The 20,598-nt window shown below is 66.4% G+C and carries 17 protein-coding genes; 10 read left to right on the forward strand and 7 right to left on the reverse strand.

The window, feature by feature from the left end:
* Positions 1 to 147 precede the first annotated feature (147 nt).
* Positions 148 to 1,125 carry a LysR substrate-binding domain-containing protein gene (locus P3T42_RS25490; RefSeq protein ID WP_429307565.1) on the forward strand — a complete coding sequence of 326 codons (978 nt, stop codon included), beginning with the start codon at positions 148 to 150 and terminating at the stop codon, positions 1,123 to 1,125.
* A 16-nt stretch (positions 1,126 to 1,141) separates the two neighbouring features.
* On the opposite strand, the gene P3T42_RS25495 is transcribed toward P3T42_RS25490, so the two are convergent.
* Positions 1,142 to 2,872, reverse strand: coding sequence for an OmpA family protein (locus P3T42_RS25495; RefSeq protein ID WP_429307566.1), 1,731 nt, complete (start codon positions 2,870 to 2,872; stop codon positions 1,142 to 1,144).
* 420 nt (positions 2,873 to 3,292) lie between these two features.
* Positions 3,293 to 4,933 (reverse strand): GMC family oxidoreductase, encoded by a 1,641-nt coding sequence (locus P3T42_RS25500; protein WP_429307567.1) that lies wholly within the window; start codon positions 4,931 to 4,933, stop codon positions 3,293 to 3,295.
* Positions 4,934 to 5,261: 328 nt separating this feature from the next.
* On the opposite strand from P3T42_RS25500, the gene P3T42_RS25505 reads away from it, so the two are divergent.
* On the forward strand, positions 5,262 to 6,941 hold the full coding sequence (locus P3T42_RS25505; protein WP_429307568.1) for an isovaleryl-CoA dehydrogenase: 1,680 nt from the start codon (positions 5,262 to 5,264) through the stop codon (positions 6,939 to 6,941).
* A 123-nt stretch (positions 6,942 to 7,064) separates the two neighbouring features.
* Complete coding sequence (locus P3T42_RS25510) at positions 7,065 to 8,483, forward strand: coniferyl aldehyde dehydrogenase (protein ID WP_429307569.1); 1,419 nt, start codon at positions 7,065 to 7,067, stop codon at positions 8,481 to 8,483.
* A gap of 73 nt (positions 8,484 to 8,556) precedes the next feature.
* On the opposite strand, the gene P3T42_RS25515 is transcribed toward P3T42_RS25510, so the two are convergent.
* From P3T42_RS25515 to fliE, 5 genes are all read right to left on the reverse strand, one after another.
* Positions 8,557 to 8,877, reverse strand: a complete 321-nt coding sequence (locus P3T42_RS25515; protein ID WP_074301341.1) for an EscU/YscU/HrcU family type III secretion system export apparatus switch protein — start codon at positions 8,875 to 8,877, stop codon at positions 8,557 to 8,559.
* Positions 8,877 to 10,457, reverse strand: a complete 1,581-nt coding sequence (locus P3T42_RS25520) for a flagellar hook-length control protein FliK (RefSeq protein WP_429307570.1) — start codon at positions 10,455 to 10,457, stop codon at positions 8,877 to 8,879. The genes P3T42_RS25515 and P3T42_RS25520 overlap by 1 nt, the downstream gene beginning before the upstream one ends.
* Positions 10,458 to 10,529: 72 nt before the next feature.
* Complete coding sequence (locus P3T42_RS25525) at positions 10,530 to 10,856, reverse strand: flagellar protein FliT (RefSeq protein WP_074301339.1); 327 nt, start codon at positions 10,854 to 10,856, stop codon at positions 10,530 to 10,532.
* Positions 10,853 to 11,296 (reverse strand): flagellar export chaperone FliS, encoded by a 444-nt coding sequence (fliS, locus tag P3T42_RS25530; protein ID WP_074301338.1) that lies wholly within the window; start codon positions 11,294 to 11,296, stop codon positions 10,853 to 10,855. The genes P3T42_RS25525 and fliS overlap by 4 nt, the downstream gene beginning before the upstream one ends.
* Before the next feature lie 228 nt (positions 11,297 to 11,524).
* Positions 11,525 to 11,860, reverse strand: a complete 336-nt coding sequence (fliE, locus tag P3T42_RS25535) for a flagellar hook-basal body complex protein FliE (protein WP_074301337.1) — start codon at positions 11,858 to 11,860, stop codon at positions 11,525 to 11,527.
* 266 nt (positions 11,861 to 12,126) lie between these two features.
* Between fliE and fliF the strand changes: the two genes are divergently transcribed.
* The 7 genes from fliF to fliL all read left to right on the forward strand — a co-directional run bounded on the left by fliF (position 12,127) and on the right by fliL (position 20,573).
* Positions 12,127 to 13,914, forward strand: a complete 1,788-nt coding sequence (fliF, locus tag P3T42_RS25540; RefSeq protein ID WP_429307571.1) for a flagellar basal-body MS-ring/collar protein FliF — start codon at positions 12,127 to 12,129, stop codon at positions 13,912 to 13,914.
* Complete coding sequence (fliG, locus tag P3T42_RS25545; protein WP_074301335.1) at positions 13,904 to 14,899, forward strand: flagellar motor switch protein FliG; 996 nt, start codon at positions 13,904 to 13,906, stop codon at positions 14,897 to 14,899. Before fliF ends, fliG begins: the two co-directional genes overlap by 11 nt.
* Positions 14,886 to 15,569 carry a flagellar assembly protein FliH gene (gene fliH, locus P3T42_RS25550; protein WP_083640698.1) on the forward strand — a complete coding sequence of 228 codons (684 nt, stop codon included), beginning with the start codon at positions 14,886 to 14,888 and terminating at the stop codon, positions 15,567 to 15,569. The genes fliG and fliH overlap by 14 nt, the downstream gene beginning before the upstream one ends.
* Complete coding sequence (gene fliI / locus P3T42_RS25555) at positions 15,563 to 17,209, forward strand: flagellar protein export ATPase FliI (protein WP_074301333.1); 1,647 nt, start codon at positions 15,563 to 15,565, stop codon at positions 17,207 to 17,209. The genes fliH and fliI overlap by 7 nt, the downstream gene beginning before the upstream one ends.
* Before the next feature lie 2 nt (positions 17,210 to 17,211).
* Entirely contained in the window at positions 17,212 to 17,661 is a 450-nt protein-coding gene (fliJ, locus tag P3T42_RS25560) for a flagellar export protein FliJ (protein WP_074301332.1), read from the forward strand.
* Between the two features lie 90 nt (positions 17,662 to 17,751).
* Positions 17,752 to 19,308, forward strand: a complete 1,557-nt coding sequence (locus tag P3T42_RS25565; RefSeq protein WP_429307572.1) for a flagellar hook-length control protein FliK — start codon at positions 17,752 to 17,754, stop codon at positions 19,306 to 19,308.
* A 740-nt stretch (positions 19,309 to 20,048) separates the two neighbouring features.
* Positions 20,049 to 20,573, forward strand: coding sequence for a flagellar basal body-associated protein FliL (gene fliL, locus P3T42_RS25570; RefSeq protein WP_429307573.1), 525 nt, complete (start codon positions 20,049 to 20,051; stop codon positions 20,571 to 20,573).
* Positions 20,574 to 20,598: the final 25 nt, after the last annotated feature.

Consider the following 20,598-nt stretch of genomic DNA (forward strand, 5'->3'; position numbering starts at 1 on the left):
TGGCGTCGGCGGACGGGCGAGGCTTGAAGCGCTGGTGACAATCCCCAGGTCACATACGACAAAAGTGCTTAGGCTGCGCCGCAACATAAATATAATGACTCATCATCGTAAAAATCATTCCATATTGGAATTCCGGAGCCTGAGATCGTGGAACTTCGTGCCCTCCGCTATTTCGTCGAAGTCGTGCGCCAGCAGAGCTTTACCGTGGCAGCCGAGCAGATGTTCGTCACGCAGCCCACCATCAGCAAGATGGTGAAGTCGCTGGAAGACGAGATCGGCTCGCCGCTGTTGCTGCGAGACGGCCGCCAGATGGTGCTCACCGACGCCGGGCGCATCGTCTATCAGCGCGGCCAGGACGTGCTCGCCGCGCATGCGCAATTGCAGGCCGAGCTCAACGATCTGGACACGCTCGGACGCGGCGAGCTGACCATCGGCATTCCGCCGATGGGCGGATCGCTGTTCACGCCGGCGATTGCCGAATTTCGCCAGCGCTATCCGAAGATCGAACTGAAGCTGTTCGAACAGGGCTCGCGGGCCATCGAAACGGCGCTGATCAACGGCGAGCTGGAGTTGGGCGGTGTGCTGCAGCCCGTGGACCCCGAACACATTGATGTGCTGCCGATGACACACCAGTTGCTCTGGCTGGTCGCGCGCCGCGGTTCACGCTGGGACGCGCTGCAGCAGGTGCCGCTCGCGGATCTCGCGGCCGAGCCGTTCGTGTTCTATGGCGAGAGCCTCGCGCTTAACGACGTGGTGCTGAACGCGTGTCGCGCGGCCGGCTTCGCGCCGACCATTGTCGGGCGCAGCGGTCACTGGGATTTCATGGCGGCGCTGGTGCTGGCCGGCGTTGGCATTGCGCTGTTGCCCGCGCCCTATTGCCGGCGGCTGGACGCGACGCAGTTCACCTGCCGGCCGGTCGTCGAACCCGAGATTCCGTGGGAAATGGCGATCGGCTGGCGGCGCAACGGCTACCTCTCCCACGCCGCGCGGGCGTGGCTCGAGGTGGCGCGTGAGACGTTGCGGGCGCAGACCGGCGACGACCTGATGCACTGGCCCGACATCGGCATTACCGGCGCCGCGCCGGCCGGCGTTGCGTCGACGGGGGACGGCGCCGGCCGGGTTTGAGTAGCGCGGCTTACGCTTACTGCTGAGCCTCGACGAACTCGATGCGGCGGTTCGCAAAGCGGCCGCTCGCCGTGTCGTTGCTCGCCACCGGACGCGCATCGCCATAGCCTTGCGCGGTCAACGAGTCAGCCGGCACGCCGGTCCTGATGAGGAACGCCCGAACCGACTCGGCGCGCTTCTTCGACAGTTGCAGATTCGCTTGCGCCCCGCCGACGTTATCCGAATACCCCGCCACCTCGAGCTTCGCCGCCTTGCCGTTATGCGAGCAGGCCATCAGCACCTGACCCGACTGGCGCAGATCGTCGACAGCCGAGGCCGGCACGTGGGCGCTTGCGCTCGCGAAGTTGACGACCTGCAGATTCAGCACCTTGACGACATCGGCCACGGCGCACGAGCTATCCGGGGCAAGCAGACCCTTGACGGCGCTGCGGAACGTCTGCGTCGCGTCGGCCACAGCCTGGTCCACGTTGAACGAGCCGATCTGGTACGACGCGCCGAACAGCGCCTTCAGGCGGTCGAGCCAGCCAAGCTTGGCGTTCGCCGCCGCGCCGCTCAGTTCGATGCGCGAGCCGTCCACCTTCACTTCCGCGCCCGGCAGGGCCAGCAGCGGCAGCAAGGCGTCGATATGCGAGAGCCAGTCGGCCGGCCTGGTGTCCGGATCGACGGTGACGTTCGCGACGAAGCGATCGGCGCCGAACTTCTTCGTCAGCGCATCGAGCAAGGCGGCCTTTTCGGCTTCGCTGCCGACGGTGGCGTTGAGCGTCGGCTTGCCGGCCGGATCGACCTTGAAGGTCAACTGGCTGTCTTTGGTAGGCGCCGGAGCGGCGGCCGGCTGTTGCGCCTCAACGGCGCTCGCGGCGACCGCCGATGCCGCAACCTCGCTAGCCGCGACGGCCGGTGCGGAAGCGGCTACCGCTGCGGGCGCGGACGCCTCTTGCTGCGCCGGAGCCGCGACGTCCGCCGTCTGCTCATGATTGCAGCCGCGCAGGAACAGGAACGCCAGCACCGCGGCAATCGCGGCCAGCAGCCACCATAACCAGCGATGGGAGCGCCGTTCTTCACGCAACACGGCGTCGACCGGCACGCGCGGCGCCGGCTGGACGGACGGCGCCGGCTGCGCAGCCGGCGTGGCCGGTGCAGCCGGATGTTCGATATGCGCGGAGACCGCTTTCAGTTGCGACAGGATGTTGCCCATGAATGCCGCGACGCCGCCCAGACCCAGCGCCGACAGCAGGCCGTCGTTCAGGTACGGCGCGATCGACGGCAACTGATGGCCGAGCATCGTCGGCAATTGTCCGGCGCCGCCTTGGGCGTCGAGGAAATGGCGCTTCAGGACGCCAAACAGGGTCGCGCCGACAATGCCCGTCAGTGCGTGCGTTGACTGTGCCGGCACGCCGGTTTGCGCGGCGACCGTGTCGCTCAGGCCGTCGATCCGGCGATCCGTCACACGTTCCAGCAGTTGCCGGCCCATCCCTTCGAGCTGGCTCAAACCCGCCGTGGTGGCAAGCAGTTGCGGCAGTTGTTCGCCGATATGCGCGTTGACTTCCGGCGCCATGATCGTGCTGAACAGCGCGCGCGTGCCTTCCAGCGTGGCGCCCTTTTGCATCAGTGCGGCGACCAGTGCCGGCGCGGCTGCGCTGATGACTTTCTCGGTTGACTGCCCCGGCAGGCCGAAGCGCGCGGAGAGTTGCCGCACCACGCTGTCCGACAGCGCGAACTGAATCAGTTGAATGACATTAATACTCATCGACTCGTTCCTTGAGTGAGTGAACGCGCCACCTGACACGCTCTTTTTCGCCGCGAGAGTATAGGGGCGTGAAAATCTCAAAAATGGATCGGGAAGATTAATTACATAAATCAGGAATAGCTCTCAAATACCCATGGAGGACCGCCGGAGTTCGGGCATTTCGCTCCGGCCTATCGGGAGACTTACCTAGGAATGAGGAGAGAATTCAGACAAACGCGACAGATTAATCTGTCAGATTAATTTTCTATTATTCAGGCCGCGTCATTCGGATAGTCTGATAAAGCAGATTAAAAGACTGGACACGGGCCGCCATGAGTCAAATAGCCCGTGCTTTATTCCATTCATCCTGTCGTATATCAAACTCGCCGTTGCGCGTAATGGCAGTGACATGCGCCAGCACGTCACCACGCCATCGAGCGGTCACGCATGCGCCCCCACCGCCGCCCCCACCTGCGCCGACGCTCCCGCGCGGCGCGTCGCGGCGATGAACTCCGCAGCCCGCTCGCCGATCATCACGGTCGGCGCATTCGTGTTGCCGCCGATCAGCGTCGGCATCACGGAGGCATCGACGATCCGCAGCCCCGTCACGCCGCGCACCCGCAACTGCGGATCGACCACCGAGGCAGGATCGCTGCCCATCCGGCAGGTCGCGACCGGGTGATAGATCGTGTCGGCATGCTGCGCAATGGTCTCGCGCAACGCCTCGCGGCTCTGGCCCGCATGCGTGTACAACTCCTTGCCGCCGCACACTGCCAGCGAAGGCGCATCGAGAATCCGCCGGGCGATATGCGCGCCCTCCAGCAGCAGGTCCAGATCGCGCGAATCGCTCAGGAAGCGTGGATCGATCACCGGCGCTTGCCGCATGTCCGCGCTGGCGAGCGTCACCGTGCCGCGGCTATGCGGCCGCAGCACGCAGACATGCAGCGAATAGCCGTGCCCCCAATGCATGTGGCGGTTGTGATCGTCGACGAGGGCCGCGCAGAAGTGCAATTGCAGATCCGGCCGGTCGAGCGTGGGCCGGCTTTTCAGGAAGCCGCCCGCCTCCGCGACGTTGCTCGACAGCATGCCGGTGCCGTGGCGCATGAAGGTGGCGAATTGCGGCGCCATCCGCGCAATGCCGCGCAGCGAAAAACCGGTCGGCTCGATCGACGCCACCCGCTTGTTGATCGTGAAATCGATATGGTCGATCAGGTTCTGGCCGACCTGCGGCGCGTCGTGAATCACCGGCACGCCGAACGATTGCAGGTGCGCGGCCGGTCCGATGCCCGAGCACATCAGCAACTGCGGCGTATTGAATGCGCCCGCCGCGAGCACCACCTCGGCACGCGCTTCGAGCGTTTCGGTACGGCCGCCGCGCACGATCTCGACGCCGCTCGCGCGCTTGCCGTCGAAGGTCACGCGCAGCACCGTGGCGTCGGCCAGGGTGTGAAGATTGGGGCGGTTGTGGCCGTAGATATACGCCTTCGCGACGCTGCAACGCCGTCCGTCGCGCTGTGTGACCTGATAGAAGCCGACCCCTTCCTGGTCCTCACCGTTGAAATCGGCGTTGGCGCGGTGGCCCGCTTCGAGCGCCGCCTGCACAAAACGCTGCGAGAACGGATTGCGAAAGCGCAGATCGCTGACGGTCAGTGGACCGTCGCCGCCGTGCCACGCATCCGCGCCGCGTTCGTTGCCTTCGGCACGGCGAAAATACGGCAGGACGTCCGACCAGGCCCAGCCCTGGCAGCCGAGTTGCGCCCACTCGTCGTAATCGAGCGGATGGCCGCGCGTGTAGACCATCGCATTGATCGCGCTGGAGCCGCCGAAGCCGCGTCCGCGCGGCTGATAACCGCGCCGGCCCGCCAGCTCCGGCTGCGGCGTGGTCTCGTAGCCGTAATTCGTCTTGAGTTTGTTCGGCACGACCACCGCCACGCCGACCGGCATGTTGACGAACAGATTGCGCTCCGTGTGCGGCCCGGCCTCGATTAGCGCGATCGTGGCGTCGGGACAGGCGTCCGCGAGACGGCCCGCCAGCGAACAGCCGCCGGATCCCGCACCTACGATGATGTAGTCGTATTGCATGCGCTCCTCCTGATTCGGGCCGCATGGCGCGCGCCCTGTCTCGTGCACACTTGTCTACGTGTGTTTCCTGCGCATTGTAGGGAGCGTTGTGACCGCGTGGCGGGTCCGCGCCAGAGCGATCACTCTAAACGAAACCCGCATCGCGCCCCTATGATGAAAGGTGAACCTGGGGGCGGCTTCCCCCTTGTAGAGGCTACGCAACGCCTCCCGGCACGACATTCAAACGCAGCATCGCACGCGCTGTCTAACGGACACGCGGCACGGCAGAGCCCGATTAAACAGCGCCGCCGATCGGCCCCGGCGCAGATCCGGCGAACGGAGACAGCAGATGGAACGGCATGGCCCCGGAACAACCCACGACGTCACCAATCAGGTTCCGCCACTGGCGAATTACAACCTGTTTGCCAGCGATGCCGCCCTCGCCGCCGCCCTCGAGCGCGACGGCGCCGCGTGGCATCGCGAGGCGCTGCTGCGCCACGGCGCGGCGCTGACCACGCCGGAGACGCTCGCGCTCGCCGATCTGGCGAACCGCCATACCCCGGAACTGTTCACGTACAGCCCGCGCGGCGAGCGCATCGACGCACTGGAATTTCATCCGGCCTGGCACAGTCTGCTGTCCTTGCTGCGGCGCGAAGGACTGCACGCGTTGCCGTTCTCCGATCCGCAACGCGGCGCGATGGCCGCGCGCTGTGCCGGCTACTTCCTGCACGCGCAACTCGAGTCCGGTTCGCTGTGCCCGCTCACCATGACCTTCGCCAGCATTCCGGTGCTGCAGCGCGAACCCGCGCTATTCGAGACGCTGCGCGACAAGCTCTACGCACGCGAACACGATCCGCGCGACCTGCCGCTCGCGCAAAAAACCTCGGCGATGATCGGCATGGGCATGACCGAGAAACAGGGCGGCTCGGACGTGCGCAGCAATCAGACCCGCGCTTACGCCACGGGAAGCGCCGGCGGCGGGCGCGGCGGCGAGTACTGGCTGGTCGGCCACAAGTGGTTCTTTTCCGCGCCGCAATGCGACGCCCATCTGGTGCTCGCCCGCACCGGCGATCACGAGGGCCTGTCCTGTTTCTTCGTGCCGCGCTTCGCACCGGACGGCAGCAAGAACGCCGTGCAGATCCAGCGTCTGAAAGACAAGCTCGGCAATCGCTCGAACGCGAGCAGCGAAGTCGAATTCCTTGACGCGTTCGGCATCCTGATCGGCGAGGAAGGACGGGGCGTGCCGACCATCATCGAAATGGCCAACTACACGCGGCTCGATTGCGTGATCGGCAGCGCCGCCTTGATGCGTGCCGCGCTCGTGCAGGCGATCCACCATGCGCGCCATCGCAGCGCGTTCGGCCGGCATCTGGCCGAGCAGCCGCTGATGCGCAACGTGCTGGCCGACCTCGCGCTGGAATCCGAAGCGGCGACCGTGTTGTTCATGCGCCTTGCCCGGGCGTTCGAAGATGCCGCGAGCGCACCCGAAGAACGCGCCTGGCGACGCATCGTCACGCCGGCCGCGAAGTACTGGGTATGCAAGCGGACACTCGAATTCACCGGCGAAGCGATGGAGGTATGGGGCGGCAACGGCTACGTCGAAGAAGGGCCGATGGCGCGCTTTTATCGCGAGGCGCCGGTCAATTCGATCTGGGAAGGCTCGGGCAACGTGATGTGCCTCGACGTGTTGCGCGCCATGGAACGCGAAGCCGATGCCGCGCAGGCGCTGTTCGCCGCGTGGCGTGCGGATGCGCAGGGGCATCCCGCGCTCACGGCCGCGCTCGGGCGCCTCGCCGCAACGCTCAAGGCGGCGCCGGAAACCCGCGAAGCGTCCGCGCGGCGGATCGCGCAGCAGATCGTGCTGACCGCTCAGGCGACGCTGCTCGTGCGCTACGCGCCGGCGGCGGTGGCCGATGCGTTCATCGCGACGCGCCTCGCCGACGGCTGCGGCGAGAGCGGGCGCGTGTACGGCACGCTGCCGGCCACGTTCGATCACGCGGCGATTGTCGAGCGGGCCTTTCCGGCTTGATGCACCGCACTGGCCTGCACCTCGCCGGTTTGCCAACCGCATCGCCCAATCGCATCGCCCATCCGCATCAGCAAGCCAATAAGCGCGGCCCACCGCGCATCGACAACCATCAAGGGAGTGGACATGAAGAACGATCTGCCGGAGATTGCCGCGCTCGAAGCGCTGCTGCGCGAACAACGCCAGGCGTATCTGCGCGCGCCGTATCCGTCATGGGAGACCCGCGCCGCGCATCTGAAGGCCTTGAGCGCGATGCTGCGCGACAACCGCGACGCGCTCGCCGACGCCATGAACGCGGACTTCGGCAACCGCGCCAAGGAAGAAATCCTGCTCGCGGAATTCCTCGTCCTGAAAGGGGAAATCGACGGCGCGCTCAGGCACGGCAAGCGCTGGATGAAATCCCAGCGGCGCAGCACCAACAAGTGGCTGTTGCCGGCGCGCGCCAAGGTGATCCCGCAACCGCTCGGCGTGGTCGGCATCATCGTGCCGTGGAACTATCCGATCCTGCTCGCCGGCGGTCCGCTGGTGAGCGCCCTCACGGCCGGCAACCGCGCCATCATCAAGATGTCGGAACTGACGCCGCGCACCTCCGCGCTGTTCGAACAACTGATCGCGCAGACCTTCTCGCGCGACCACGTCACCGTGGTCAACGGCGACGCCGCGCTCGCCGCCGCCTTCAGCGCGCAGCCGTTCGATCATCTGCTGTTCACCGGCTCGACCAAGGTGGGCCATGAAGTGATGCGCGCGGCCGCCGAGCATCTGACGCCCGTCACGCTCGAGCTGGGCGGCAAATCGCCCGCCATCGTCGGCCCGCATGCGCGCTTCGACAACGCGGTGGACAACCTCGTCGCCGGCAAAACGCTGAACGCCGGGCAAACCTGCATCGCGCCCGATTACGTGCTGGTGCCGCGCGGCAAGGAGCAGGCCTTCATCGAACGGGCCCGCGCGCGCATGACGGCGATGTATCCGGATTTCGCGCGCAATCGCGACTACACGTCGATCATTTCCGAGCGTCATTTCGCGCGGCTGCAGCGCCTCGTCGACGAGGCGCAAGCGGCCGGCGCGCAACTCCATCCGCTCGCCGACGGCGGCGCCGATGCCGCGACGCGGCGCTTTCCGCTGATCGCCGTGACCAACGCGGCCGACGAGACCGCGCTCATGCAGGAGGAGATTTTCGGGCCGCTGCTGCCGATCGTGCCGTACGACACGCTCGACGACGCCATCGCATGGATCAACGCCCGGCCGCGTCCGCTCGCCCTGTATCTGTACGACGACGATGCGGCGACCATCCGGCGTGTCGAGCAGGAGACCATCGCGGGCGGCATGGCGGTCAACGAAACGCTGATGCATCTGGCCTGCGAGAGCCTGCCGTTCGGCGGCGTCGGCGCCAGCGGGATGGGCGCGTATCACGGCTATGAAGGCTTCGCGACCTTCTCGAAGATGAAGCCGGTGCTCACCCAGGCGCGCTGGAACGCGCGGGGGCTGATCTCGCCGCCGTATGGCAAGCGCGTCAACGCGCTGCTCAAACTGATGCTGCGGTTCTAGGATTGAAACAGGCGGCGACGCGGGCTCGGGCCCGTTCAGGCCGGCCGCGCCCGATACCAGGCCTGGCCGGCGTTCACCGCCCGATGGGTTCGATCGGCTCGAGCGCGCTCGATGGCGGCTCGTCCGCCGCGCCGCTTTCCAGCCGGTGCAGCCACGCCAGCAGCTCGGCCACCGCCTGATAGAGCTGCGGAGGAATGCGCGCATCCAGGTCCACCTGCATCAGCAGCGAGACCATCTCAGGCGCCTCGTGCACATACAGGCCCGCCTCTTTGGCGCGCTGGATGATCATTTCCGCGAGCAGGCCGTAGCCCTTTGCGATCACGCGCGGCGCGAGGTCGCTGTTCTGGGCGTCGTAGACGAGCGCGGCGGCGCTCTTGCGATGCGTGCGGCTCATCACATGTCCCAGTCGAAATCGGTGTCCGGCGTCGTGGTCGGCCATTGGGCACGGTCCGGGCGGCCTGGGCGTGACGGACGCGTCGGCGGGTCGGCACGCTCCGGACGCGTGGGACGTTCCGTGCGCTCGGCGCGCTCCGTACGGAAACCGCGGCGCGGCGTGTCCGCCGGCGCGTCGTCGGCCGGTGCCGTACGCGCATAGGCCGAGGCTGCGGCCTGAGCCGCGGCCGCAGCAGCCGCGTTCGACGAACCCGCCGGCGCCGCCCCGCCCACCTCGCGAATCGACAGACCGCTCAATTCAATCCCGGCGGCGGCGAGGCGCTGCTTGAAACTTTCGCTTTGCTCCACAAGCCGCGCCGCGCCGAGTGGACTGGCGAGCACCCGCGCGGACAGCCGGTTGCCGGTGAGCGTCAGTTCGGTATCGACGGTGCCGAGCATCGGCAACGACAGCGTGAGCCGCGTACGCCACGGATAGTCCTCCTCCGCGCCGGCCCCTCCACCACCGCGCTCCCACTCGTCGCCCTCCTGCTGAATGGTCCAGTCGAGTTTCGCGCCGGGCCACGCTTCGCCGGTCCAGCGAAACTGGCCCGTGGCGAGCATGTCGAGTTGCTGGCGCACCAGCGGAACCGTCGCGGCATTGATCGCCGCGGCAACCGATTGGGTCGCCTGGCTCGGCGTATCGCTCGTCTGGGTGACGGCCGCATGCAAAGCGGAGCGTTCGGGCTGGGCGGACAGATCGGACAAGGAATTCGCCAGCAGTTCCCCGGCGGCGAAGCGCGCGGCCTGGGGCGAGAGGATCGACGTCATCGGGCGGGCCGCGCTGTTCCCTTCGGCGCCGCTCGCGGTCTGCGTGTTGCCGGCGCGGCCCTGCTGCGCCGAGGCTGAGGCCGACGCCGAGCCCGGCTGCGCGCCCGCATCGGCATCGGCCGCCCAGTCGAGCGGCAACTGCGCGGCGGGATCGAGGACGCGGTTTTGCGGTTCGTTGGCGAGATCGGCCGGCGAGAACTGGCCGGCGAGCCACTGCGCCAGATGCGCCTCGTAGAACAGGCCGCTGCCTGCCACGGTCTGCTCGAGCGCGGCGGCCAGGGCGGCTACCGGCACCGGCGACGCGGCCACGCTGGTGGCCGCCGTGGCGCTTGTGCCTGTCGCGCTGGTGGGATTGGCTGTGCCAGAGGTGCCCGTCGCATTCGCGGCGTTCGCGGCGTTCGGATTGCCTGCGAGGGCGGCATTGCCCGCCTCCGCAGCCTGGCCACCTGCCGAATCGAACAGAGGGAGTTCAGCCATCTCGACGTCGAGCGCCGGTGCGGCGGGCCAGATGGGCAACTGGCCGAGAATGGCCGGCGTGACGTCGCCACCGGAGAGCGCAATCGCATTGAGCGTCAGCGCCACCGCCGACAAGGCGGTCTGCGCGGAAGCCGGCGGTGGCGTCGGCACCTCGGGCGCGCCGGGGGTAACGGGGGTGTCGACGTTCAGCGCGGACGCCCCCGCTTGCGCGGTGGACGGTGCGCCGGGAGCGATATTGAGCAGACTGTCGACCCGGCTCGCAAGCAGCGAAGCGATGGCCGTGTCGATTCCGTTCATGCCGGTTCCTTTGGATTTACTACCTTCAACTGCGCGCGGCTAACGCAGTCAATTTATCGCAGTCAAAAAAGCTCAGCGGGCTCCGTACAATTCCTTGAGCACCCGGGCCGGCCGGCCGGCAAACAGCGCCGACAGGTTCGCCATGCGCGGGTTGGCGAGATCGCGGATCGCCGCGTCGTCCGCCAGAATCCGGCGGATCAGGTCGAATTTGCGCGCGCGCTCCAGCTCGTCGAGCTTCACCCCGGTTTCCGCGTCTTTCAACGCATCGACGAGGTGCCGGTACTCTTCCTGTAACGGCACCAGATCGTTCCACAGGGCGCGACGGGCTGCTATCAGCATGCGTGCGGAAATCGCTGCGATCGCCTCGTAGCGGGCAAAATATTCTGCGTTCGAAGTCATCTCATACTTTCCGCGGACGGCTGTACCGCCATCCGCGCGATCTCCGGGGCAATCCCGATCCACGCTTCTTCGAGCGTGGCCAGCAGGCGGTCGACCTCGACCAGCATCGCCTCGCTCTGCTTTACGTTGGCTTCGAACAGACGACGCGCCATATAGCTATACAGCGCGTTCAGACGTTCTCCAATCTCACCGCCTGCTTCGACGTTGAGCGATGCCTGCAGCCCGCTTTCGATAATCCGGATCGCCTTGCTGATCGCCTCCCCGCGTGCGGCCACGGCCGCCACGCCACCTTGCTGCAGGTGCATGCGTGCCTGGGCGATGGCCTGGCGGGCGCCCTGATAGAGCATGACGACCAGACGATGAGGATTCGCACCCATCACCCCTGTCTCGACGCCGACACGTGCGTATGCGTTGGCTCCAGCGTGTCCTGGGGAAAACATCGGCGCTCCTCCTTTACTGCGGATTCGGAAAGTATGAGACGTCTCACCGGACGCGTCGTCGCGCTCGGACTCCTGCCTCTACTTGGGTTATCGGATGGGCAACCGAAAAGCTTTAGGCCGCTGTAAGGAGGTTTAAGGCGAATTTGCGTAAAAATCGGCATTGCGGCTTGCAGGCTGGCGGCGCGCCGGGTCCCGCCCGCGCACCGCGCACCCGTGCCGGCCATCGCTTCAGACCGACATCTGCATGATGTCGTTGTAGGCCGAAACCAGCTTGTTGCGCACCTGCAGGCCGAACTGGAAGCCCAGGTTGGCCTTCTGCCCGTCGATCATCACGTCGTTCAGCGACACGTTGGAGGCGCCGACTTCGAACGCCTTCGCCTCGCCGGCCGCGGTGTTCTGGTCGTCGCTGATCTTGTCGAGCGACGCCTTGAGCGCCGACGCAAAACCGCTCGAGCTCGCCGCACCAGCCTGATCCACCGCCGGTTCAGTGCCGCCGGCGGCCTGCGCGGCCATCGCCTGCATTTGCTGCAGCGCCGACGAAAGCGCGTTCACGGGCATTGTCATGTTCTCTCCAGAGGAAGGTAGAGCGGCGCAGCGGCGGCTGCCGCAGCGATGGCTGCCGCAGCAACCCCTGCCGATCTGAGCGAGAGAATATCAGCGGCCTTATTTCGAAAGGCCCGAAACTAGGGGGGAAACCCTGCTCTATTCGAGCAATCGGGTTGTCCGTGGCTGCGCATAATTCCCATGGTGAAAGTCTCTGTCCGTGCGCCCGCCGACCCCGGTGTGGCGGCAGGCGGCAGGACCCCAGGCATCCCGGAGATACCCGACGCATGGATTCGTCAGCCAACTCGTTGATCAACCCCGACGCCCGTATGGGCCTCGCCGGCGCGCAAGCGCCTGGCGGCGCCGCCGGCGCCGGCCAGGCCGGCGGCGCCGCGGACCTCGGCGGTGGGGGTCTCGGCGGCAACTTTACGCAGCGCCTATCAGGTTTGACGCAGATGCGCGGCAACCCGCGCGCACCGCTGATCTTCGCGGTCGCCGTGCTGGTGGCCGTGGTGGTCGGCCTGTGGCTATGGTCGCGCGCCCCTGACTACAAGGTGCTGTACAGCAACCTGTCCGATCAGGATGGCGGCTCGATCATCACCGCGCTGCAGCAAGCCAATATTCCCTACAAGTTCTCCGACGGCGGCGGCGCGATTCTGGTGCCGGCCGAGCAGGTGCACGAAATGCGCCTGCGCCTCGCCTCCCAGGGCCTGCCGAAGAGCGGCTCGGTCGGCTTCGAACTGATGGACAACGAGAAATTCGGCATCAGCCAGTTCGCCGAGCAGGTCAATTACCAGCGTGCACTGGAAGGTGAGCTCGAACGCACCATCGAATCGGTCAACGCCGTCAAGACAGCGCGCGTGCATCTGGCGATCCCGAAGCCCTCGGTGTTCGTGCGCGACCATGAGACGCCGTCCGCCGCGGTGCTGGTGAACCTGTATCCGGGCCGCATGCTCGACGAAGGCCAGGTGAACGCGATCACCCATATGGTGGCGTCGGCGGTACCGGACATGCCGGCACACGGCGTGACGATCGTCGACCAGGACGGCAACCTGCTGACCCAGCCGCCCTCGGGCGCAGGACTCGACGCCACCCAGCTCAAATACGTGCAGCAGGTCGAACACAATACGCAGCAGCGCATCGACGCGATCCTCGCGCCCTTGTTCGGCGGCGGCAATGCGCACTCGCAGGTGAGCGCCGACATCGATTTCTCGCAGTCCGAACAGACCTCGGAAAACTACGGCCCGAACGGCAATCCGCAACAGGCGGCCATTCGCAGCCAGCAGACCAGCACCGACACGGAGCTGTCGCAAGGCGGCGCCTCGGGCGTGCCGGGCGCGCTGTCGAACCAGCCGCCGCAACCGGCCTCGGCGCCGGTCAACGCGCCGAACGGCGCGAGCGGCGCGACCACCACGCCGGTGAGCGACCGCAAGGACGCCACCACCAACTACGAGCTCGACAAGACTGTGCGTCACGTCCAGCAATCGATGGGCGGCATCAAGCGTCTCTCGGTGGCGGTGGTGGTGAACTACATGCGCGTCGTGGATGCGAAGGGTCACGCGACCATGCAGCCGATGACGCCGGAGATGAACGCCCAGGTCACCCAGCTCGTGAAGGATGCGATGGGCTATAGCGCCGAGCGCGGCGACTCGGTGAACGTGGTCAACAGCGCCTTTACCGCCGACGTCGACCCGAACGCGAATCTGCCGTGGTGGCGCACGCCGGACATGATCGCGCTGGCCAAGCAGATCGCCACGTACCTGGGCATCGGCGCGGTCGCCCTGTTCCTGTACTTCGTGATGGTCAAGCCGGCGCTGCGCCGCGCCTTCCCGCCGCCGGCCCCGGCTGCCGCCGCCCTGCCCTCGCCGGACGAGCCGATCCTGCTCGACGGCCTGCCGGCAGCCGAGCGCAGCGGCAGCGCGGCCCGCGAGGACGACGGCGAGTCCGAGCTGATGGCGCTGGAAAGCGATAAACACAAATTCGAGCGGAACCTGGAATACGCACGCAACATCGCGCGCCAGGATCCGAAGATCGTTGCAACTGTCGTTAAGAGCTGGGTGTCCGATGAGCGCTGAAGGCGTAGTGAAAAGCGCACTCCTGCTGATGTCGATCGGCGAGGAAGAAGCGGCGCAGGTATTCAAGTTTCTCGGGCCGCGCGAGGTCCAGAAGATCGGCGTGGCGATGGCCGCGCTGAAGAACGTGACGCGTGAGCAGGTCGACGAGGTGCTGCACGAGTTCGTGCGCGAGGCCGAGCAGCACACGGCCCTGTCGCTCGATTCGAGCGACTACATCCGTTCGGTGCTGACCAAGGCGCTCGGCGACGACAAGGCCGGCGCGATCATCGACCGGATCCTGCAGGGCAGCGATACGAGCGGGATCGAAGGCCTGAAGTGGATGGATTCCGCCGCGGTGGCCGAGCTGATCAAGAACGAGCACCCGCAGATCATCGCGACCATCCTCGTTCACCTGGACCGCGACCAGGCGTCGGAAATCGTCGCCTGCTTCACCGAGCGGCTGCGCAACGACGTGCTGCTGCGTATCGCCACGCTCGACGGCATCCAGCCGGCCGCGCTGCGCGAACTGGACGACGTGCTGACCGGTCTCCTGTCCGGCAGCGACAACCTCAAGCGCAGCCCGATGGGCGGCATCCGCACGGCCGCGGAAATTCTCAACTTCATGTCGAGCAACCACGAAGAAGGCGTGCTCGAAAACGTCCGCCAGTACGACGCGGAACTCGCGCAGAAGATCGTCGATCAGATGTTCGTGTTCGAGAACCTGCTGGACCTGGAAGACCGCGCGATCCAGTTGCTGCTGAAGGAAGTCGAGTCCGAAGCGCTGATCATTTCGCTGAAGGGCGCGCCGCCCGCGCTGCGGCAGAAGTTCCTCTCGAACATGTCGCAGCGTGCGGCCGAACTGCTCGCCGAAGACCTCGATGCGCGCGGCCCGGTACGCGTCTCCGAAGTGGAAACGCAGCAACGCCGCATTTTGCAGATCGTGCGCAACCTGGCAGAAAGCGGCCAGATCGCGATAGGCGGCAAGGCGGAAGATGCATATGTCTGATCAGGATCCCACGCGCAAGGGGAGCCTCTCGGCCTACCAGCGCTGGGAGATGGCCTCGTTCGACCCGGTGCCGCCGGCGCCGCCCCAGGAGGCGGTCGACGACGGCGCATTCGAAGCCGAACTGCAACGCCTGCGCGATGCCGCGCACGCCCAGGGCGTCGCCTCCGGTCATGTGGCCGGCCAGGCGCTCGGCTACCAGGCCGGCTACGATCAAGGGCACGCGCAAGGCTTCACCCAGGGGCAGAACGAAGCGCGCGAAGAAGCCGCGCGCCTCGCCGCGCTGGCGGAAACCTTCAAGGTTGCACTCGACGGCGCGCAACACGAAATTTCGGAAATGCTGGTGGCGCTTGCGCTGGACATCGCGCAGCAGGTGGTGCGCCAGCACGTGCAGCACGACCCGGCCGCGCTGATCGCCGCCGCCCGCGAAGTGCTGGCGGCCGAACCGGCGCTGACCGGCGCGCCGCACCTGGTGGTGAGCCCGGCCGACCTGCCGGTGGTCGAAGCGTATCTGATGGAAGAACTGCAGGCGCGCGGCTGGTCTGTGCGCACCGACCCGGCGGTCGAACGCGGCGGTTGCCGCGCCCACGCCGGCACCGGCGAAGTGGATGCCGGCATCGACACACGCTGGGAGCGGGTTGCCGCCGCCCTCGGCAAGGCGAGCACATGGTAAAGCCGACCATCGCGGAGATCCGCGCCAGCGATCTGACGCCGCTCGAACAGGAGCTGGCGCTGGCATCGTTCGGCGCTCAGGCGCTGCCGACCGAACCGCAGGACGCGCAGCGTCCGAAAGCGGCTTCGCGCACGGCCGCCCCGCACGATCCGCGACACGGTCATTCAACCAGCGCCTTCGCGGCCGCAAGCCGCGACGCCACACCGGCAGCAGCGGACGCAAGCGCCGCGGCCCGTCCGGCGCCGAACCCGGCGCTCGCCAACAACCCGCACATGAACGCATGGCGCGCGCATCTGGATGGGCTGCGCGCCCGTAACGCGATCGCCCGGCCGATGCGCGCTTGCGGACGCCTCACGCGCGCCGCGGGCCTCGTGCTCGAAGCGGTCGGCCTGCGCCTCTCGGTCGGCGCCGAAGTGATGATCGAACTGCCGCAGGGCAGCTCGCTGCCGATGGCGGAAGCCGAAGTGGTGGGCTTCGCCGGCGACAAGCTGTTCCTGATGCCGACCACCGAAGTAATCGGCCTGTTGCCCGGTGCGCGCGTCTATCCGCTGGAAAGCGCGCCGATCGCCGATCCGATGGCGGGCGCCAAGCGCCTGCCGGTGGGCTGGGAGTTGCTCGGCCGGGTACTCGACGCGTCGGGCCGGCCGCTCGACGGGCTCGGACCGCTCGGCGCCAAAGCGGATGCGCCGCTGTCCGCCCCGACCATCAATCCGCTGAACCGCGAGCCGATTCATAAGGTGCTCGACGTCGGCGTGCGCGCGATCAACGCGCTCCTCACCGTGGGCCGCGGCCAGCGCATGGGGCTCTTCGCGGGCTCGGGCGTCGGTAAATCGGTGCTGCTCGGCACGATGGCGCGCTACACCAGCGCCGAGGTGATCGTGATCGGCCTGATCGGCGAGCGCGGCCGCGAAGTGAAGGAATTCATCGAACAGATTCTCGGCGAGGACGGCCTCGCGCGCTCGGTCGTGGTCGCAGCGCCTGCGGATGTCTCACCGCTCCTGCGGATGCAGGCCGCCGCCTACTCGACCTCGCTCGCCGAATATTTCCGCGATCAGGGCAAGCATGTGCTGCTGCTGATGGATTCGCTGACCCGCTATGCGATGGCGCAGCGCGAGATCGCGCTGGCGGTGGGCGAACCGCCGGCCACCAAGGGTTATCCGCCATCGGTATTCGCCAAGCTGCCGGCGCTCGTCGAGCGTACCGGCAACGGCCCGGCGGGCGGCGGTTCGATTACGGCGTTCTACACTGTATTGACCGAAGGCGACGACCAGCAGGATCCAATTGCCGATTCGGCGCGTGCGATTCTCGACGGCCATATCGTGCTGTCGCGCTCGCTGGCGGAGGCCGGCCACTATCCGGCGATCGACATCGAAGCATCGATCAGCCGCGCGATGACATCGCTGATCGACGAGCCGCACCTCGAGAAGACACGTCTCTTCAAGCAGATGCTGTCGCGTTACCAGCGCAACCGCGACCTGATCAACGTGGGCGCGTATTCGAGCGGCCGCGACCAGTTACTCGACCGCGCGATTGCGCTGTATCCGCGCATCGAGGCGTTTTTGCAGCAAGGGTTCCGCGAGTGCGCGGAGTTCGAAGCGAGTCTGCAAAGACTCGATGCCCTGTTTGCCCAAGGAGGCTGACGATGGCGAAACACTTTCCGATCAAGACGCTTATCGGCCTCGCCCAGGACGATGTGGACGCCGCCGCGCAACGCCTTGGCCGCGCGCAGCGCGAGGCGAGCGAAGTGCAGGCGCAGCTCGACGCGCTGGTGCGCTACCGCGACGAGTACCACGCCCGCTTCAACGCCACCGCGCAGTCGGGCATGCCGGCCGGCAACATGCGTAACTTCCAGGCCTTCATCGACACGCTCGACGCCGCCATCGAACAGCAGCGCAAGCTGTTGCAGGCAGCCTACACGCGTGTTGAAGCGGCGAAACCGGAATGGCAGCGTCACAAACAGAAGCTAGGCTCGTATGAAGTCCTGCAGGCTCGCGGCGACGCAGCGGAAGCCCAGCAGATGGCGCGGCGCGAACAGCGCGACGCCGACGAACATGCCGCACGAATTCTCAGGATGCGCGCCGAGGGTGTGTAACCCGCGCGCTTGCCCGACCCATGACCGTATGAGCGCCTGACCGGCGCCGAGCGGAATTTGACCGGGTCCACCGGATAGACAGGATCAGCCATGTCGCCACTTTCGTATATCAGTTCACTGTTCGGCTCGTCGGACAACTCGCAGACGAGTTCGCCGGTGGACATCGTGAATAGCCAGCCGTTCTCGCAGACCTTGCAGCAGAGCATCGACTCGCAGAACGACGCGTCGCAAAGTGCGAGCAGCAGCGTGCAGAGCGCGCCGGCCCCGACGCCCACACCGGCGCCTGCCCCCTCTCCGGCGCCGTCGTCGGCTGCGAGCGCGCCGGCGCCGACACCGACGCCCGCGCCGTCGGACAGCCAGAGTTCGAGCAGCACGAGCAGCGCCAGCAACAGCCAGAGCAGCACTAACAGCAGCGGCAACGCCAACAGCAATGGCGGCAGCACGAATTCGGCTTCGGCTTCGGGCAACACGCAACAGAGCGCCGCGAACGGCAATAGCTCGACGTCGCAGCAAGGCAGCAACAGTTCGGGCAACACGACGACCTCGGCGGCAACGGCGTCGGTGGTGGCGCAATTGCAGGCGCAGGCCCAGCTTCAGGCTCAGGCGAACGCCAACGGCGCGAACGGCCAGACGACCACCGATGCTAGCAATGCACTGACCGATACCACGACCGACCAGCCGGGCGCAGCGGGCAGTGCGACGACGGCGGACGGTACGCATCACGGCAAGCACGTGGGATCGGGGGACGCGAAGTCGGTCAGCGATGCGTTGCAGGCGGCGCTTGCCGCGCTCAGCGGAGCGCAGGGCGCGGTACCGGCGCAGGCGGCGAATGTCGGCAATGCAACCAGTGCGACGGGCACGACGGGATCGAGCGGCGACATGGGGCTGTCGCTGCATGCGTCGACGAACGGCAAGAGCCAGGCGAGCGGTTCGATGCTGGGCGATGCGAAGGGCAAGCTGGGCGACAAGATGGAGCAGACGGCGGCCGCGAGCGCGAGCAATGCGGACACGGTGGCGAAGAATGCGGCTGACGCGTTGGAGGCGACGGCCACGACGAATACGCAGGACAGCTTGTCGAGCTTGAAGAGCACGGCGGACGCGGCGAACGCGGCGCTTGCGGCGAGCCAGGCGGCGGCGAGCGCATCGAGTGCGACGACGGCGACGGCGGGAGCCAATCCGGCGGTGGCCGCGGCGGCGGCGAGCACGTTGGCGCCGACGGTGGGCACGTCGGACTGGGAGGATGCGTTGGGGCAGAAGGTGGTGTTCCTGTCGAACGCGCATCAGCAGAGTGCGGAGTTGACGCTGAATCCGAAGGATCTTGGGCCGTTGCAGGTGGTGTTGCAGGTGGCGGATAACCATGCGCATGCGCTGTTTGTTTCGCAGCATCCGCAGGTGCGGGAGGCGGTGGAGGCGGCGCTGCCGAAGCTGCGGGAAGCGATGGAGCAGAATGGGATTGGGTTGGGGAGTGCTAGTGTCAGTGATGGCTTTGCCAAGCAGGCTGGGCAGCAGGGGCAGTCGTCTGGGGGGTCTGGCAAAGGCTCTTCTTCTGGCGATGGGGTTGCCTCCGGCGGGGATTCCGATGGCGATGCTTCTGTTGCTAATGTTGCTGTTCGGCGCTCTGTTGGGTTGGTGGATACGTTTGCCTGATTTTTTTGCCTTGCCGGCGCTTTGGTGGTGTTCCTTTGGTGTTGGCCTTTCCTTGCATTCTTAGTGGTCTATTGGCGTCGCCCCTGTGCGGGGCAGCACTTACTTTCTTTGCCGCCGCAAAGAAAGTAAGCAAAGAAAGCGGGCTCACACCGCTAGCGTTTAGTGAGCCATCTAGGACTGCTACGGGGAACGGCCCAACACGAGACCCTCTCTCGCTCCGCACTCGTCTGTGACACAGCAGTCATTCATCCCGCCCGCGCACAAGTGCGCGGCGGTCAGGTTCGCCCCGACAGCACCCACACGCCCACGCCCACGACCCGGTTATGCCCGCCGGCGGAGCGCGTAGCGCAACGCTGGAACGGATGACTGCATTGTCACGAGCGGTGGAAATGCGAGCGCGGGTCTCGTGTTGGGCCGTTCCCCGAAGCATGTGAGATGGCTCACTACGGGCTGGCGGTTGCAGCCCGCTTTCTTTGCTTACTTTCTTTGCGGCGGCAAAGAAAGTAAGTGCCGCCCCGCACAGGGGCGAAGCTAATAGACCACTAAGAATACAAGGAAAGGCCAACACCCCAAGAACAACAACCAAAGCGCCGCAGGCAAAAAAAAAGCCCCAACATCCAGACAAACGAAAAAACATCAAAGACTAGAGATACCCCCCAAACCCCCTTCTTTTCGACCCATCGCGCCACGCGCAAGTGAACAACAATTCACCCTACCAGCACTGAGGCAACCAAGCACCCATGGCATCGACGACCGCAAACCAGCAAGCAACCGTTCAGCCGGCCGCTCCAGGCCCGATGAAGCGCATCATCCTGATCGTGCTGATCGTGCTGATCGCGCTGATCGCCGCAGGCGCAGCCGCCGCAGGCACATGGTTCTTCATGTCCCGCCGCGAACCCGCCCCCGCCCCGGCTCAGTCCGCCGCGGCCGCCGCCGCGCCGCTCGCGATCCCGGTGTTCTTCCCGCTCGAACCCATGACCGTCAACCTCCAATCCGACGACGGCCAGCAACACTATCTGCGCATCGGTCTCACGCTCAAGCTCAACGACCCCAAGGTCCAGCAACAGCTCACCGACCACATGCCGGAAATCCGCAGCCGCGTCCTGCTCGCGCTGTCGAACAAACACCCGGACGATCTCGCGCCCCTCGACGGCAAGCGCGCGCTCGCCTCCGAACTCAAGACGCTGATCGAACAGCCGACCGATAAAGGCGCCGCGCCCGTCAATGTCGAAGACGTGCTGTTCACCGAATTCGTCGTGCAGTGACGCCGCGTAACGCTGCTGCCATCAT

Origin of the sequence: Paraburkholderia sp. GAS38 (assembly GCF_050434965.1) — a bacterium.
Lineage (GTDB): Bacteria > Pseudomonadota > Gammaproteobacteria > Burkholderiales > Burkholderiaceae > Paraburkholderia > Paraburkholderia phenazinium_A.

Excerpts from the sequence above, each read along its gene's own strand:
- P3T42_RS25495 (WP_429307566.1), bottom strand. The coding sequence starts at position 2,872 with ATGAGTATTAATGTCATTCAACTGATTCAGTTCGCGCTGTCGGACAGC.
- P3T42_RS25500 (WP_429307567.1), bottom strand. The coding sequence starts at position 4,933 with ATGCAATACGACTACATCATCGTAGGTGCGGGATCCGGCGGCTGTTCG.
- P3T42_RS25505 (WP_429307568.1), top strand. The coding sequence starts at position 5,262 with ATGGAACGGCATGGCCCCGGAACAACCCACGACGTCACCAATCAGGTT.
- P3T42_RS25510 (WP_429307569.1), top strand. The coding sequence starts at position 7,065 with ATGAAGAACGATCTGCCGGAGATTGCCGCGCTCGAAGCGCTGCTGCGC.
- P3T42_RS25515 (WP_074301341.1), bottom strand. The coding sequence starts at position 8,877 with ATGAGCCGCACGCATCGCAAGAGCGCCGCCGCGCTCGTCTACGACGCC.
- P3T42_RS25520 (WP_429307570.1), bottom strand. The coding sequence starts at position 10,457 with ATGAACGGAATCGACACGGCCATCGCTTCGCTGCTTGCGAGCCGGGTC.
- P3T42_RS25525 (WP_074301339.1), bottom strand. The coding sequence starts at position 10,856 with ATGACTTCGAACGCAGAATATTTTGCCCGCTACGAGGCGATCGCAGCG.
- fliS (WP_074301338.1), bottom strand. The coding sequence starts at position 11,296 with ATGTTTTCCCCAGGACACGCTGGAGCCAACGCATACGCACGTGTCGGC.
- fliE (WP_074301337.1), bottom strand. The coding sequence starts at position 11,860 with ATGACAATGCCCGTGAACGCGCTTTCGTCGGCGCTGCAGCAAATGCAG.
- fliF (WP_429307571.1), top strand. The coding sequence starts at position 12,127 with ATGGATTCGTCAGCCAACTCGTTGATCAACCCCGACGCCCGTATGGGC.
- fliG (WP_074301335.1), top strand. The coding sequence starts at position 13,904 with ATGAGCGCTGAAGGCGTAGTGAAAAGCGCACTCCTGCTGATGTCGATC.
- fliH (WP_083640698.1), top strand. The coding sequence starts at position 14,886 with ATGCATATGTCTGATCAGGATCCCACGCGCAAGGGGAGCCTCTCGGCC.
- fliI (WP_074301333.1), top strand. The coding sequence starts at position 15,563 with ATGGTAAAGCCGACCATCGCGGAGATCCGCGCCAGCGATCTGACGCCG.
- fliJ (WP_074301332.1), top strand. The coding sequence starts at position 17,212 with ATGGCGAAACACTTTCCGATCAAGACGCTTATCGGCCTCGCCCAGGAC.
- P3T42_RS25565 (WP_429307572.1), top strand. The coding sequence starts at position 17,752 with ATGTCGCCACTTTCGTATATCAGTTCACTGTTCGGCTCGTCGGACAAC.
- fliL (WP_429307573.1), top strand. The coding sequence starts at position 20,049 with ATGGCATCGACGACCGCAAACCAGCAAGCAACCGTTCAGCCGGCCGCT.